Annotated in this window: 13 protein-coding genes; 4 read left to right on the forward strand and 9 right to left on the reverse strand. The window is 72.5% G+C overall.

Annotated elements, in window-relative coordinates:
• Window positions 1–6: 6 nt before the first annotated feature.
• The 7 genes from SPOPO_RS0105890 to SPOPO_RS0105920 all read right to left on the reverse strand — a co-directional run bounded on the left by SPOPO_RS0105890 (window position 7) and on the right by SPOPO_RS0105920 (window position 6,282).
• A complete protein-coding gene (locus tag SPOPO_RS0105890) occupies window positions 7–1,230 on the reverse strand; it encodes an ABC transporter substrate-binding protein (protein WP_019873864.1) in 1,224 nt (407 codons plus the stop codon).
• 67 nt (window positions 1,231–1,297) lie between these two features.
• Complete coding sequence (locus tag SPOPO_RS0105895; RefSeq protein WP_019873865.1) at window positions 1,298–2,005, reverse strand: ABC transporter ATP-binding protein; 708 nt, start codon at window positions 2,003–2,005, stop codon at window positions 1,298–1,300.
• Entirely contained in the window at window positions 1,986–2,774 is a 789-nt protein-coding gene (locus tag SPOPO_RS0105900) for an ABC transporter ATP-binding protein (RefSeq protein WP_019873866.1), read from the reverse strand. The genes SPOPO_RS0105895 and SPOPO_RS0105900 overlap by 20 nt, the downstream gene beginning before the upstream one ends.
• A complete protein-coding gene (locus SPOPO_RS0105905) occupies window positions 2,774–3,787 on the reverse strand; it encodes a branched-chain amino acid ABC transporter permease (RefSeq protein WP_019873867.1) in 1,014 nt (337 codons plus the stop codon). Before SPOPO_RS0105905 ends, SPOPO_RS0105900 begins: the two co-directional genes overlap by 1 nt.
• 3 nt (window positions 3,788–3,790) lie before the next feature.
• A complete protein-coding gene (locus SPOPO_RS0105910; protein ID WP_019873868.1) occupies window positions 3,791–4,648 on the reverse strand; it encodes a branched-chain amino acid ABC transporter permease in 858 nt (285 codons plus the stop codon).
• Window positions 4,649–4,750: 102 nt separating this feature from the next.
• Window positions 4,751–5,602, reverse strand: coding sequence for an SDR family NAD(P)-dependent oxidoreductase (locus SPOPO_RS0105915; RefSeq protein ID WP_019873869.1), 852 nt, complete (start codon window positions 5,600–5,602; stop codon window positions 4,751–4,753).
• Window positions 5,584–6,282, reverse strand: a complete 699-nt coding sequence (locus SPOPO_RS0105920) for a ThuA domain-containing protein (protein ID WP_019873870.1) — start codon at window positions 6,280–6,282, stop codon at window positions 5,584–5,586. Before SPOPO_RS0105920 ends, SPOPO_RS0105915 begins: the two co-directional genes overlap by 19 nt.
• Window positions 6,283–6,495: 213 nt before the next feature.
• Here SPOPO_RS0105920 and SPOPO_RS0105925 point away from each other — a divergent pair, with 213 nt between their 5' ends.
• From SPOPO_RS0105925 to SPOPO_RS0105935, 3 genes are read left to right on the forward strand one after another with little or no spacing between them, the layout of a single operon-like run.
• Window positions 6,496–7,719: a cytochrome P450 gene (locus SPOPO_RS0105925; protein ID WP_019873871.1), complete on the forward strand. Its 1,224-nt coding sequence runs from the start codon at window positions 6,496–6,498 to the stop codon at window positions 7,717–7,719.
• The gene (locus SPOPO_RS0105930; protein ID WP_019873872.1) at window positions 7,716–8,963 is read left to right on the forward strand and encodes a cytochrome P450; all 1,248 of its coding nucleotides are present in this window, start codon (window positions 7,716–7,718) and stop codon (window positions 8,961–8,963) included. The genes SPOPO_RS0105925 and SPOPO_RS0105930 overlap by 4 nt, the downstream gene beginning before the upstream one ends.
• Window positions 8,960–9,259: a Dabb family protein gene (locus SPOPO_RS0105935; protein WP_019873873.1), complete on the forward strand. Its 300-nt coding sequence runs from the start codon at window positions 8,960–8,962 to the stop codon at window positions 9,257–9,259. The genes SPOPO_RS0105930 and SPOPO_RS0105935 overlap by 4 nt, the downstream gene beginning before the upstream one ends.
• On the opposite strand, the gene SPOPO_RS0105940 is transcribed toward SPOPO_RS0105935, so the two are convergent.
• Window positions 9,222–9,743, reverse strand: coding sequence for an Lrp/AsnC family transcriptional regulator (locus SPOPO_RS0105940; protein ID WP_019873874.1), 522 nt, complete (start codon window positions 9,741–9,743; stop codon window positions 9,222–9,224). The genes SPOPO_RS0105935 and SPOPO_RS0105940 overlap by 38 nt on opposite strands.
• Window positions 9,744–9,855: 112 nt before the next feature.
• On the opposite strand from SPOPO_RS0105940, the gene SPOPO_RS0105945 reads away from it, so the two are divergent.
• Window positions 9,856–13,314 carry an indolepyruvate ferredoxin oxidoreductase family protein gene (locus tag SPOPO_RS0105945; RefSeq protein ID WP_019873875.1) on the forward strand — a complete coding sequence of 1,153 codons (3,459 nt, stop codon included), beginning with the start codon at window positions 9,856–9,858 and terminating at the stop codon, window positions 13,312–13,314.
• On the opposite strand, the gene SPOPO_RS28005 is transcribed toward SPOPO_RS0105945, so the two are convergent.
• Entirely contained in the window at window positions 13,233–13,667 is a 435-nt protein-coding gene (locus SPOPO_RS28005; RefSeq protein WP_051098285.1) for a nuclear transport factor 2 family protein, read from the reverse strand. The two genes, SPOPO_RS0105945 and SPOPO_RS28005, sit on opposite strands and share 82 nt — an antisense overlap.
• Window positions 13,668–13,699 lie beyond the last annotated feature (32 nt).

Raw genomic sequence — 13,699 nt, forward strand, 5'->3', positions numbered from 1 at the left:
TCCCGCTCAGTCCTGCGGCTCGAGGAACTCGGTCAGGGCTTTCCACTCCTTGCCGGTGTACTGCGCGATCCGGGCGCCCTTGGTGCCACTGTGGCCGCCGGGGAGCGGGCCGAACGTCACCGGCGGGATGAGGCCGGTCTCGAAGCCGGACAGCTTCTCGGCCTCGGAGCGGAACTTCGCCCAGCAGACGTCGTCGCCGAGTCGCTTTACGATCTCGAAGAAGACCTGCGCGGAGGCGTAGTTCTGGAGTGCGAAGGAGTTGTCGGCCTCGGCGCCGCCGCCGGCCTTCATCGCGTCGCGGTACTTCTTCACCGCCGGGGCGTCCGAGCTCGGGAACTCGAGGATCGCGGAGGAGAAGAAGCCCTCCGCCGCCGGGCCGGCCGGGCCGACGGTGCTCGGGCTGCCCGGGCCCCCGGAGGACGAGTTGCCGACGACCAGCGTCGACCACTTCAGGTCCCGGACCTCCTTGAGCAGCAGTGCGGTCTGCGCGTTGTCGGTGCCGGAGATGACGGCGTCGGGGTTCTTGGCCTTCAGCTTGAGGATGGCTGAGTCGACGTCGGTCGAGTTCGGCTCCAGCTTCTCGTTGGCGACGAGCTTGATGTCGTGCTTGGGCGCCTGCTCGTCGACGGCCTCGGCGAACGCCTCACCGAGGTCGTTGTCCTGCGTCAGCAGCGCGACGGTCTGAACCTTCTTCTCCTGAGCCAGCCAGTCGAGAATCACGCGCACCTGGTCCTTGTGGCCGGTGCCGAGCAGCCACACCTCGCCCTTGTCCGGGTCCGGCGGGAGGACCGGGGCGAACATCGGCATGCCCTTGCGCTCCAGGTAGGAGAAGCTGCCGGGCAGGTTGGCGGTGCCGGCCGGGCCGAGGACGGCGAAGACCTTCTCCTCCTCGCCGAGTCGGCGGACGTTCGCGACGGACCGGGCGGCCTCGAAGCCGTCGTCGAGCACGACGAGCTCGACCTTGCGGCCGTTGACGCCGCCGGCGGCGTTGACCTCGGTGACCGCGGCCTTGAGGCCGGCCTCGAAGCCCTTGCCGGCCGTCGCCGCGCCGCCCGAGAGCGGCAGCGAGGTGCCGACCTTCAGCGCGGTGTCGGTGACACCCTGCGAGACGCCGTCGCACGAACCGTCCCCGCCGGCCTGCACCGCTGGCTTGTCGTCGCTCTGGGAACTGCAGCCGGCGGCGGCCAACAGGAGGACAGCCGCGGCGAGCGCGGTCCGGCGCGTGGTCATCGAGAACTCCTTGCTCGGGTGGGATCCAGACGGGGGCAACGGACGGGGCAACTTCCGGAACAGGGCATCAGTGCGCCCCGAGGTAGGCACGGATGAGCCGGTCGTCGCCGGCGAGCTCGGCGGCGGGCGCCTCGAGCACGGTCCGGCCACCGGCGAGCACGTAGGCGCGGTCGGCGATCGCGAGCGCCGCCGCGTGCTGCTCGACCATGAGGAAGGTCGTGCCCTCGCCCCGCAGCCGCTGCACGAGGCCGAGCAGTTCGTCCACGACGGAGGGCGCGAGACCGAACGACGGCTCGTCGAGCATGACCAGCCGCGGCCGGGCGAGCAGCGCACGGGCGAGCGCGAGCATCTGCTGCTGACCGCCCGACAGCGCCGCGGCCGACTCCTGAAGCCGCGGCTTGAGCATCGGGAACAGCTCGAGCAGGTTCGCGCGGTCGGCGGCCACGGCGGACGCGCCGTCCTTGCGCAGGACGGTGCCGAGGTCGAGGTTCTCGGCGACGGTCAGCCCGGCGAGGATCCCGCGGCCCTCGGGCACGTGGCCCAGCCCGCGCGCGGCTCGCGCCTCGGGCGGCCCGGAGAACACCTGGCCGTCGAAGCTGATCGACCCGGCGCGCGTCGCGACGACGCCGGAGATCGCCCGCAGGGTCGTGGTCTTGCCCGCGCCGTTCGCCCCGAGCAGCAGGACGATCTCGCCGGGGGCGACGTCGAGCGAGACCCCGCGCAGGACGTGGGCGCCGCCGTAGCCGGCTTCGAGATCACGGACCGACAGCAGCAAAGCCCGCTCCCAGGTAGGCGTCGACGACCTCCGGCTGCGCGAGGACCTCGGCCGGGGTGCCCAGGGCGATCACGCCGCCCTGGTGCAGCACCGCGAGACGCGGGCACAGCCGCGAGACCAGCGCGAGATCGTGCTCGATGATCACGACCGAGAGGTCGTTGTCCGCGGCGAGTTCGACCAGCGGCGCGACCATCGCCTCGACGTCCTCGGCCCCGAGCCCGGCGGCGGGTTCGTCGAGCAGGACGAGGCGCGGGCGGGCGATCAGCGCCCGCGCGACCTCGACGATCTTCTGCGTCGCGAGCGGGAGCGCCGAGGCCTCGGAGTTCGCGCGGTCCGCGATGCCGAAGCGCTCCAGCAGGTCGAGCGACTGCTCGCGCGCCGGGCGGGACTCGCGCCGTGACCCGAGTACGGCCCGAAGGTGCGCGAGCGGTCCCGCGCGCCCGTCGAGGCCGAGCATGACGTTCTCGACGACGCTGATCCCGGCCACCAGCTTCGGCGTCTGGAAGGTGCGGCCGACCCCGCGTCGGGCGATCGCGTCGGGCGCGACGCCGATCAGGGTCTCGCCGCCGAGCCGGACGTCGCCGCCGGCCGCGCGCACGTAACCGGACACGACGTTGAACACGGTCGTCTTGCCGGCACCGTTCGGGCCGACGAGGCCGGTGAAACCGGTCGGCACGTCGAGGTCGACCGACCGCAGGACGTGGTTGCCGCCGAAGCTGACCGCCAGTTCCCGCAGCGTCAGGACCGAGTCCGGAGTCGAGTCCGCCATCAGGCGTCACCTCCCGAGGAGGCCAGGGCGGGTTGTTCCTCCGCCGCCGGGGCCGCCGGCGCTGGCGCCGAACGCCGCGTCCGGAACTTGCGCCAGAGCTCGGGGAGGCCGGCCAGGCCGCTGGGCAGGAACCGCACGACGAGAATGAGCGCGATCGCGTAGGCGAGGCGCTGCCCGGCGCCGAGGTCCTGCAGCAGCTCGCGGGCGACGACGACGAAGATCGCGCCGAGCAGCGGGCCGACCAGGAACGTCACGCCGCCGACGAAGGCGACGACGAGGAACTGGATGAGCAGGCCGACGCCGAAGATCTCCGGCGTCAGGTACGCCTGCAGCTGGCCGTAGACCGCGCCGGCGAGTGCGCCCATCGCCGCGGACAGCGCGAACGCGACGAGCTTGTAGCGAGCCGCGGAGATGCTGACCGACGCCGTCGCGATCTCGGCGTCGCGGACCGCGAGCAGGCAGCGACCAAGGCTGGTGACGCGGATGCGCCACGCGACGAGCAGCGCGAACGCCGCGACGCTGAGCGCGAGGTACCACTGCGAGGCGGCGACGTCGAGGCCGCCGAACTGCACCGGCTCGACGTCGGTGCCGGCGATGCCGCCGGTGATCGAGTCCAGCTCGACGAACCCGCGCCGGACGAGCTCGGCGAAGGCGAGGGTGGCGATCGCGAGGTAGAAGCCGTGCAGGCGGACGGCCGGGAACCCGATCACCGCTCCGGCCGCCGCGGCCGCGAGGCAGGCGAGCGCGGCCGCGAAGGGCCACGGCATCCACTCGTGCCAGTAGGCGGTCAGATAGGCACCCATCCCGAAGAACGCGGCCTGCGCCAGGACGACCTGACCGGTCCAGCCCATGATGATCGTCAGACCCAGCCCGGCGACCATGTAGACGGCCACCAGGGAGACCAGGAACAGCCGGTACGGGTTGACCAGCGAGGGCAGCGTAAGAAGGACCATCACGACGGCCGTGACGGCCAGTGCCTTGACGACGGTCAGCGCCGAGATCGCGCGCGGCACGGGTCAGACCTCCCGTGTCCGTACCGTGCCGAACAGCCCCTGGGGCCGGAGCAGCAGCACGAGCAGGACGACCAGCAGCGCCACCGCCGGGCGGGCGGACGTCGAGATCCAGTAGCCCGCGAGGTTCTCGATGACGCCGAGACCGAGGCCCGCGGCGAGCGCTCCCCACACCGAGGTGAAGCCGCCGACGGTCGCCGCGACGAAGCCCTTCAGCACCATCGAGCCGGCGTTCTGGTCGGTCAGCAGCGTCGACTGACCCTGCAGGATCATCGCCAGCGTCGCGATGACGCCGGCGACGGCCCACGCGGTCCGAAAGACCCACGAGACGCTGACGCCGACCAGTCGCGGCGTCACGCGGTCCTCGGCGACGGCGCGCATCCGAACGCCGCCCGGGGAGCGGAAATACCTGGCCAGCGCGTATGTGACGGCAATGGCGAGCCCGAGCGAGACGAGCTGATTGGCCGTCACGCGGGTGCCGAGGACGTCCCAACTCGAGTCGAACGGCGAGTCGACCTCACGCGGCTGCGACCCCCAGAAGAGCTGGGTCAGCGCATTGAGTCCCACGAAGATGCCGATCGTCATGAGCACGCCGGCGAACTCGGACTCCGACAGCAGCGGTCGGATCAGCACCCGTTCGAGGACCACCGCCAGCAGCGCCCCACAGAGGAGCGCGATCGGGATCGCGACGAAGTACGGGACGCCCGCGTCCATCAGCGTCCAGAGCAGAAACGCGCCGAACAGGCCCATCTCCGCCATCGCGAAGTTCGGCACGTTGGTGGCCCGCATGACCAGCACGAGAGCCAGTGCCATGAGGGCGTACCAACTGCCTGACTCCAGGCCGTTGACGACCTGTTCGCTCACGGGCGCCCCTAGCGTCGTTGGATGGCTAGCGACTATAGGAGGGCCGCGGGAACCGTGACAAGGATTCGGCTCCGCCTGGGTGATCGGCCGGGTGACGCCGTCTCAGGCGTTGGTGACCCCGAGGCCGAGGCCGCCGTCGATGGTGAGGACCGCGCCGGTGTGCCACTCCGCCTGGGCGAGGTACTCGACGGACTCGGCGACCTCGTCCGCGGTGCCCGGCCGGCCGATGGCGTGCGCGGGACCGAGGGAGGCCATGCGCGCGGCCGCCGTGGCGTCGTCCATCAGGCCCGCGCGCTGGTTGATCTCCGTGAGCACGCCACCGGGGCGGACGCAGCTGACGCGCACACCCTGCGGGCCGAGCTCGGCGGCGAGGACGCCGGTCAGCGTCTCGAGCGCCCCCTTGGTCGCGGCGTAGGGCGAGGCGCCGGGGAACGCGCGCTGGGTGTGGACCGACCCGAAGAAGATCACCGCGCCGGCCCGTTCGCGCAGGTGGGGCAGGGCGAGGCCGGTCAGCAGCATCGGCGCGATGACGTTCGAGGCGAAGATGTCCGCCAGGCCCTGTTCGGTCAGCTCGTCCACCGACCCGCGGTACATGTTCGCGGCCGAGTTGACCAGGACCTCCAGCCCGCCACCGAACTCGACCGCGGCCTCGATCATCGCCGCGCGGTCCGCCGCGGAGGTCACGTCGCCGGGCACCGCGAGGGCGTTGGGGCCGGCCTTCTCCGCGACCGCCTGAACCTTGTCGGCCCGGCGCCCGGTGAGCGTGACCTTGGCGCCCCTGGCCGCCAGGCGGTACACCGTCGCCTCACCGATCCCCGAGCCACCGCCGGTGACCAGGACCGACATCCCTTCGAGCCGACGGCCCATGATCGAGTTCCCTTCGTTCGTCTGACGGATCTTCAGCGTGGTGCGGTGCGGATGCCGGAGGTTTCGGGTCAGCGACCCGTCGTCCACCGAATCGCCCGGCGCACGATCTCCCGGTGGGCCGGGATCTCGTACGAGGGCGGGTGGTGGCCGAGCGCGTCGTAGACGACGCGGCCGCCGCCGTACTCGCGCGACCAGAGCAACGGGCGGGCCGGGCCCTCGGTGCCGGGCGCCACGGCGGTCAGCAGTCCGTCGACGTCGGGCCGCAGGTCGAGCTCGCCGTAGACCTCGTCGACGAGGTCGAACGGGTCGATGTCGGCGATCAGTCCGTGCTCGTCCGCCGCCCGCTCGACGGGCCGCACCGTGATCTCCGGCCCGATCGGGGGGTGCCAGGAGGTGCCCCACACCCACGTGCCGCCGAGGATGTCGCCCCATTCGGGCCAGTCGTCGAAGCAGATCGAGGCGGTGTGCATCCCGAGCAGGCCGCCGCCGGCGGCCAGGTGGTTCGCGAGCGCCTCGCGCGCCGCGGGCGAGACCGTCCGGCCCTCGACCTCGGCGAGTACGCGGTAGCGCTCGGGCGTGGCGCCGGTCATCGTCCACCGCAGCGCGTTGACGACGAACAACCCCGCCCCGGGCAGCGCCGCGAAGGCGGCCTCGACGTCGGTGTGGACGTCCGCGGGAACGCCCTCGGAGGCGAGCAGGTCCGCCAGGCAGGCCGTCGTGGCGGGGAAGTCGTGGGTCAGACCACCGGACAGTACGACCGCTCGCACGAAGCAACTCCTGGAACTCTTACGGTGATGCCGAACGTTTCTCTCGATCAGCGCGCGGACGTCAGGATGACGCTAGCGACGACCCCGGACCGGGACAAGGAGCCCCCAAACCCGTCCAGGTTCAGCTCAGGGAAGGCTCAACCCTTGAGTGATGGGCCTCATAGTGGCTACCTTCGTAACGACTAGTCCAGCGGTACGGCGAAAGGCGGACGAATGAGCGTCACCGCAGAGGTGTCGCGGCCGATCGTGCTGAGCACGTACGCCGACGTGCGGGAGGCCCTGCGCTCCCGCGACCTCAAGCAGGCGCTCTACGACGCCGGCGGCGCGGTGATGTCGGGCGCGCTCATCACCCTGCACGGGGACGAGCACAAGCTGCGGCGCCGGGTCGAGAACCGGCTGTTCCGCCGGGGCACCTTCCGGTACTGGGAGCTGACGCTGGTCCCGGGGACGATCGAGCAGAGCTACGCGCCGGTCCTGGCCGCGGGCTCGACGGACCTGGTCCACCTCGGGCGGCGGACGATCATGTACCTGACCGCGCTGGTCGCCGGGATCGACCCGCCGGAGGACACCGACCGCGCCGACCGGCTCGAGGACCTCGCCCGGGTCTTCAGCGCCGGCGCGACCGCGATCCACTCCACCCGCGACCCGGCCGAACTCCACGCCGAGGTCACCGCGGCGATGGAGACCTTCGAGGCCGAGTTCCTCCGCCCGTCCCGCGAGCGCCGCGAGGCACTGCTCGCCGACCTCGCCGCCGGCCGCATCGCCGAGGAGGACCTCCCCCGCGACGTCCTCACCGCACTGCTGCGCAACCGCGCCGAGCTGGGCGTCGACGACGGCCAGATCCGCCGCGAGGTGGCGTTCTACCTGCAGGCCGGGTCGCACAGCACCGCGAACCTGTTCACGCACTCCGCGCACCAGGTCTTCACGCGGATCGACGACCCCGCGTTCGCCTCCCGGCTCGACGACCGCCGCTTCCTGCAGCGGTGCGTGCTGGAGACGCTGCGCCTGAACCCCGCGTCCCCCGTCGCCTGGCGGACCGCGGTCGAGGACATCACGCTGCGGAACGGGATGGAGATCCCGGCCGGGTCGCTCGTCGAGCTCGACCTCAGGTCCGCGAACACCGACCCCACCGTGTGGGGCACGAACGGCGAGCTCTTCGACCCGGACCGCGAGCTCCCCGACGGCGTCCCGCCGTGGGGCCACTCCTTCGGCGGCGGCATGCACGCCTGCATCGGCATGGAGCTCGACGGCGGCGTTCAGAACACCGGTGCGCCGGACGACCACGAGCCCGTCTTCGGCACCGTCACGCTCATGATCCACGCCCTGCTGCAGAACGGGGCCCGTCCGGACCCGGCGAACCCGCCGCGGCTGGACTCCGACTCCAAGCGTCACAACTTCGCCAGCTACCCGGTCGTGTTCGAGGAGGCCCTCCGATGACCGTCACCGCTCCGTCCACGCCCGAGGCCAAAGAGCCGCTGGTGGTGAGCACGTTCGCCGAGGCGAAGGAGGTCTACCGCGCCAAGGACCTGCGGCAGGCGCTCTACGACGAGGGCGAGGTCGTCATGGGCGACGTCCTCGTCAACCTCCACGGCGCCGAGCACCGCGCGCGCCGTCGCGCGGAGAACAAGATGTTCCGGCGCGAGGTCTTCGAGCGCTACGAGCGCGAGCTATTCCCGCAGGTCATCGAGCGCACCCTCGCCCCGTACGTCGAGGCCGGGCGCGTCGACCTGGTGAAGCTCGGTCACGAGCTCCTGCTGAACCTCGCCGCCCTGACCGCCGGCGTCGACCGGCCGAAGGGCACGGCCGAGGAGACGCACCACCTCTACAGCTACATGATGCTGTTCATCGAGGGCGCGACGCTGGCGCACTCGACCGGTGACAAGGACGAGCAGCGCAAGTGCATCTACGCCGGCCTGCTCGACTGGGACCGCGACTTCCTCGCGCCCTCGGTCGAGCGCCGGCGCGCACTGCTCGAGCGCAAGGCCGCGGGTGAGGACGTCGAACTCCCGCGCGACGTGCTCACGACGCTGCTGGAGAACTGGGACGAGCTCGAGCTCACGCACGAGGTGCTCCGCCGCGAGATCGCGTTCTTCCTCCTCGCCGGCGCCCACACGACCGCAACCGCGTTCGTGCGCTCGATCGACCACATCCTGAGCTGGGTCGAGAAGCACCCCGAGGACCTCGAGGTCATCCGGACCGACCAGCTGTTCGTGCAGCGCTGCATCCACGAGACCGTGCGGCTGAACCCGTCGAGCCCGATCGGCAAGCGCCGCGCGCTGGCACCGGTGTCGCTGTCCTCCGGCGAGGTGAACGAGGGCGACTTCGTCATCCTCGACCTGCAGAACATCAACCGCGACCCCGAGGTGTTCGGCGAGGACGCGGCCGAGTTCAACCCGCGCCGGCCGCTGCCTCCGGGCGTCGCGCCGTTCGGTCTGAGCTTCGGCGGCGGCATGCACGTGTGCATCGGCCAGGACCTCGCCGCCGGCGTCGTCCCCCGCGCGGACTTCGACGCCGACAACCACCTGTTCGGTCTGCTGACCGGCTCGATCCAGGCCGTGCTCACCGCGGGCGTCCGCCGCGACCCGGAGAACCCGCCGGAGCGCGACAAGAACACCCTGCGCCCGTACTGGGGCAGCTACCCGGTGCTGCTCGGCGACGCCGCGCCGGACGAGTCGGCGTGAGCGGGTTCCGGCACGTCGTGATGTTCCGGTGGCAGCCGGAGTCGACGACGGAGCAGCGCGAGGCGGCGATCTCCGCCCTCGCCCGCCTGAAGGACGAGGTCGCGGACCTCGGCCGCCTGTCCGTCGGGCTCGACGCCGGGCTGGCCGAGGGCAACGCGGACGTCGTCGTGGTCGGCGACTTCCCGAACTCCGAGGCCTACCTGGCGTACCAGTCGGACCCGCGGCACACCAAGGTCGTCACCGAGTACCTCCGCCCGATCATCGCGGAGCGCGTGGCGCTGCAGTACGAGCTCTGACGCTCCCCCGCGCTGCGCCCTTGCCGGCGGCCTGCCGCACCAGCGGCAGGACCCGCCGTGGGATGCGCTGGGTCAGCGCGACCTGCGAGCGCGTCCGCACGACGCCCGGGATCGCGATGATGCGCTGCACCACGTGCTCGAGCTCCGGGGTGTCGCGCGCGACGACCTGGCAGAGCAGATCGCCGTCCCCGGTGACGGTGTGCGCCTCGATGACCTCACCGATCTCGGTGAGCGCCTCGACCACCGAGTCGAGGTGACCCTGCGCCAGGTCGAGCTGCACGAACGCCGCGACGGGGTAGCCGAGCGCGCGCGTGGAGACCTGCGGCGCCAGGTCGGAAATCACCCCGGTCTCCTGCAGCCGCAGGAACCGTGCGGCCACCGTGCCGCGCGCGACGCCCAGCACCCGCGCGTACTCGCGCAGCCCGGCGCGGGGGCGCTCCAGCAGTTCCAGCAGCAGGGCGCGGTCGAGGTCGTCGACGGACATGGACAGGTGCTCCGTTCGGCACGGTCGGCGCGGGCGCGGACTGAGCCATTGGCCCAGTACAAAAAACTGTATCTGGACGAGTGCCCGGCCGGTGCCTAGCGTCCGGAGCACGATGTCGAAACTCGCCCTCTCCGACCGGTACGTCGCCACGCGGAACGTCGTCCACCTGACGGGCATCGCGGCCCTGGTCCGGATGCTGCTCGACCAGCGTCGCGCCGACCGCGCCCGTGGTCTGAACACGCAGACCTTCGTCTCGGGCTACGAGGGGTCGCCGCTCGCCGGCTTCGACCTCGAACTCGGTCGCCGGCGCGAGCTCCTCGACGCGCACGACGTCGTCTTCACCCCCGGACTGAACGAGGAGGCCGCGGCCACCGCGGTGCAGGGGAGCCAGCTCGCCGCCGTCGCCGGCGGGATGCGCCCCGACGGGGTCGTCGGGGTCTGGTACGGCAAGGCCCCCGGCCTCGACCGCGCGACCGACGCGATCCGCCACGCGAATCTGATGGGTACTCACTCCACGGGAGGTGTCCTCGCGGTGGTCGGTGACGACCCGGCGGCGAAGTCCTCCAGCGTCCCGTGCGCGTCGGAGTTCGCCCTCGCCGACCTCGCGATCCCGACGCTCTACCCCGCCGACCCGGGCGAGGTGATCACCTTCGGCCTGCACGGCATCGAGCTCTCCCGCGCCTCCGGGCTGTGGGCCGCACTGAAGATGGCCACCGCCGTCGCGGACGGCTCGGCCACGGTCGCGGTCGAGCCGTTCCGCTTCGTCGCACCGGACCGGACGATCGACGGCCGGCCGTTCACCCACACCGTCACCGGCCGGCTTCTGCAGCCCACACTCGGCCCGCTCGAGCGTGACCTGCACCGGGCCCGGCTGGAGATCGCCCGTCGGTACGCCGCGGCCAACCGGATCAACGAGATCGTCGTGCGCTCCACCGACGACACGATCGGGTTGGTCGCGGCGGGCAAGACCTGGCTCGACCTCCGCCACGCCCTCGCCCGGCTCGGTCTCGACGAGACCGACCTGCGCCGTCGCGGGATCCGACTGCTCAAGCTCGGCATGGTCCACCCGCTCGAGCCGGGCACCGTGCGGACGTTCGCGCAGGGGCTGCGGGAGATCGTCGTGGTCGAGGAGAAGCGTGCGTTCCTCGAGTCCGCGATCAAGGACGTGCTCTACGGCGTCCCGAACGCCCCGGCGGTCTCGGGCAAGACGACTCCGGACGGCGCGCCGCTGCTTCCGCCGCACGGCGAGCTCGACCCCGAGAGCATCGCGTCCGCACTCGCGGAGCGACTCCGCCTGACCGTGCCCGCCCCCGTGCGGACGAAGTCCGGCCCGACGCCGTTGCCGCTCCTGCCGCGCACGCCGTCGTTCTGCTCCGGGTGCCCGCACAACAGCTCGACGCGGCCGACGGAGGGCTCCCTGGTCGGCGCCGGCATTGGCTGCCACGCGATGGTCCTGCTCATGGACCCGCGCCAGGTCGGGGACGTCGTCGGCCTGACGCAGATGGGCGGCGAGGGCGCGCAGTGGATCGGGATGGCGCCCTTCGTCGACACCCCGCACCTGGTGCAGAACCTCGGCGACGGCACGTTCTTCCACTCCGGCAGCCTCGCGATCCGCGCGGCCGTCGCCGCGGGCGTCTCGATCACCTACAAGCTGCTCTACAACGGCACCGTCGCCATGACGGGGGGTCAGGACGCCGTCGGTCAGCTGTCGGTCCCCGCCCTGACGCGGCTGCTCGCGGCCGAGGGTGTCGCGCGCACGATCATCACGACCGAGAACCCGCGGCGGTACCGCCGCACCCGCCTCGCGCCGGGCGTCCAGGTCTGGAGCCGGAAGCGCCTCGACGAGGCGCAGCGGACGCTCGCGGCGACGCCGGGAGTCACCGTGCTCATCCACGACCAGGAGTGCGCGACCGAACTGCGCCGCGCCCGCAAGCGCGGACTCGCGCCGACGCCGGCGAAGCGCGTGGTCATCGACGAGCGGATCTGCGAGGGCTGCGGCGACTGCGGGGCGAAGTCCGGCTGCCTGTCGGTGCACCCGGTCCCGACGGAGTACGGTCGCAAGACCCGCATCCACCAGGGTTCGTGCAACCTCGACGCCACCTGCCTGGCCGGCGACTGCCCGTCGTTCGTGACGGTGGCACCCGACGCGGAGGCGAAGCCGCGCCGCGCCCCGGCGCTCGACGACGCCGACCTCCCCGCCCCGCCGGCGCAGCGGCCGGACGAGGTACGCGTCCGGCTCGCCGGGGTCGGCGGCGCCGGCGTGGTGACGGTGGCTCAGGTTCTCGCCACCGCCGCAGTGATCGACGGCCGCCACGTCCGCGGCCTCGACCAGACCGGCCTGGCCCAGAAGGGCGGCGCGGTCGTCTCCGACCTCACGCTGAGCACCGCGCCGATCGACGTCCCGGGCCGCCTCTGCGCGGGTGAGGCCGACGTCCTGATCGCGGCCGACCTGCTCGTCGCCGCGGACCCGGGGCGTCTGGCCGCCGCCGACCCGGCCCGGACCGCCGCCGTGGTCTCGACGGCTCAGATCCCGACCGGGTCGATGGTCGTCGACCCGACGGTGGAGTTCCCGGTCGTCGACGAGGTCCTGAGCCGGATCGCCGCCGCGACCCGGACGCAACTGACGCTCGACGCCCACGGCCTGTCCGCGCGGCTGCTCGGCAGCGACCAGTACGCCGCGATCCTGCTCGTCGGCGTCGCCTGCCAGTCCGGCGCGTTGCCGCTGCCGCCGGCGGCGATCGAGCGGGCCCTGGAACTGAACGGCGTCGCGGTCACGGCCAACGTCCAGGCGTTCCGCCGCGGCCGTCAGGCCGTCGCCGACCCGGCCGGTCTCACCCGAGCCCTGGGCGGCGCGCCGGAGACCGAACCGGAGACCGACGACCTCGACGCCCTGCTCGCCGTGCGAACCGCCGACCTGACCGGGTACTCGGGACCGGAGTACGCCGCGGAGTACGCGGCGGTCGTCGAACGGGTCCGCACCGCGGAGGCCGCGGTGGTCCCGGGCAGCACCGCCCTGGCGGCGGCCGTCGCCCGGAACCTGCACAAGCTGATGGCCTACAAGGACGAGTACGAGGTCGCGCGGCTCGCCCTCGACCCGGCGAACCGGGCTGCGCTGGCCCGCGAGTTCGGGCCCGGGGCCCGGGTCACCCGCCACCTGCACCCGCCGGCGTTACGGGCGCTCGGCCTGCAGCGGAAGATCCCCGTCCCCGAGCGCGTCGCCGACCCCGCGTTCCGGGCGCTGGTCCGCGCCCGCCGTCTGCGCGGCACCCGGTGGGACCCGTTCGGGCGGGCCGAGGTGCGCCGCGTCGAGCGCGAACTCGTCGCGGAGTACCGCACGGGAATCGAGCGGCTCCTGAGCGGACTCTCCCCCGCCGCGCTCGCCGCAGCGGTCGAGATCGCCGGCCTGCCCGACGAGGTCCGCGGCTACGAGGAGATCAAGCTCGCGAACGTCGCGCGCTACCGGGAGCGCCTCGCCGGTGCGCTCGCGGCCTACCCGCCCGCGGCCCCCGGGCCGGCCGGGGACGAGAGGACGTCCCCGAGCCGCTCCCGCCAGGTGGCCAGGTCCACGTAGTCGCGGAACGCCGTGATCAGCCCGGCCGCCGGGTCGATCTCGGCGACGCCGTTGCACTCGATCGCGTACTCGCGGCCGTCAATCCAGAACCGGTCGACGCGTTCGAGCCAGGCCCGGTCCGCGGCGTAGGACGCCGAGACCAGGTCCCAGCGGACACGTTCCGAACGATTCAAAATCGGCGCAAGCAGCCCCGCGACCCCCGCCGGACCCACCACGGGCGGGTGCGGCATGTTGGCGTACGTGGCCGTCGGCGCGAAGCAGGCTCCTGCCGCCGCCGCATCCCTCGCAGCTACGGCAGCCAGGAAGCGGGACACGGTCGCAAATGCGGGACCCGACTCGGCGGAAATTGTCATCGTCGCCACCCTTGAACACGAGGGGGAGTTGT

The organism is Sporichthya polymorpha DSM 43042, from assembly GCF_000384115.1.
Taxonomy (GTDB): Bacteria; Actinomycetota; Actinomycetes; order Sporichthyales; family Sporichthyaceae; genus Sporichthya; species Sporichthya polymorpha.

Bases quoted from the DNA above. Each gene is read 5' to 3' on its own strand.
- SPOPO_RS28005 (WP_051098285.1), bottom strand. From the start codon at position 13,667: ATGACAATTTCCGCCGAGTCGGGTCCCGCATTTGCGACCGTGTCCCGC.
- SPOPO_RS0105900 (WP_019873866.1), bottom strand. From the start codon at position 2,774: ATGGCGGACTCGACTCCGGACTCGGTCCTGACGCTGCGGGAACTGGCG.
- SPOPO_RS0105890 (WP_019873864.1), bottom strand. From the start codon at position 1,230: ATGACCACGCGCCGGACCGCGCTCGCCGCGGCTGTCCTCCTGTTGGCC.
- SPOPO_RS0105945 (WP_019873875.1), top strand. From the start codon at position 9,856: ATGTCGAAACTCGCCCTCTCCGACCGGTACGTCGCCACGCGGAACGTC.
- SPOPO_RS0105930 (WP_019873872.1), top strand. From the start codon at position 7,716: ATGACCGTCACCGCTCCGTCCACGCCCGAGGCCAAAGAGCCGCTGGTG.
- SPOPO_RS0105940 (WP_019873874.1), bottom strand. From the start codon at position 9,743: ATGTCCGTCGACGACCTCGACCGCGCCCTGCTGCTGGAACTGCTGGAG.
- SPOPO_RS0105925 (WP_019873871.1), top strand. From the start codon at position 6,496: ATGAGCGTCACCGCAGAGGTGTCGCGGCCGATCGTGCTGAGCACGTAC.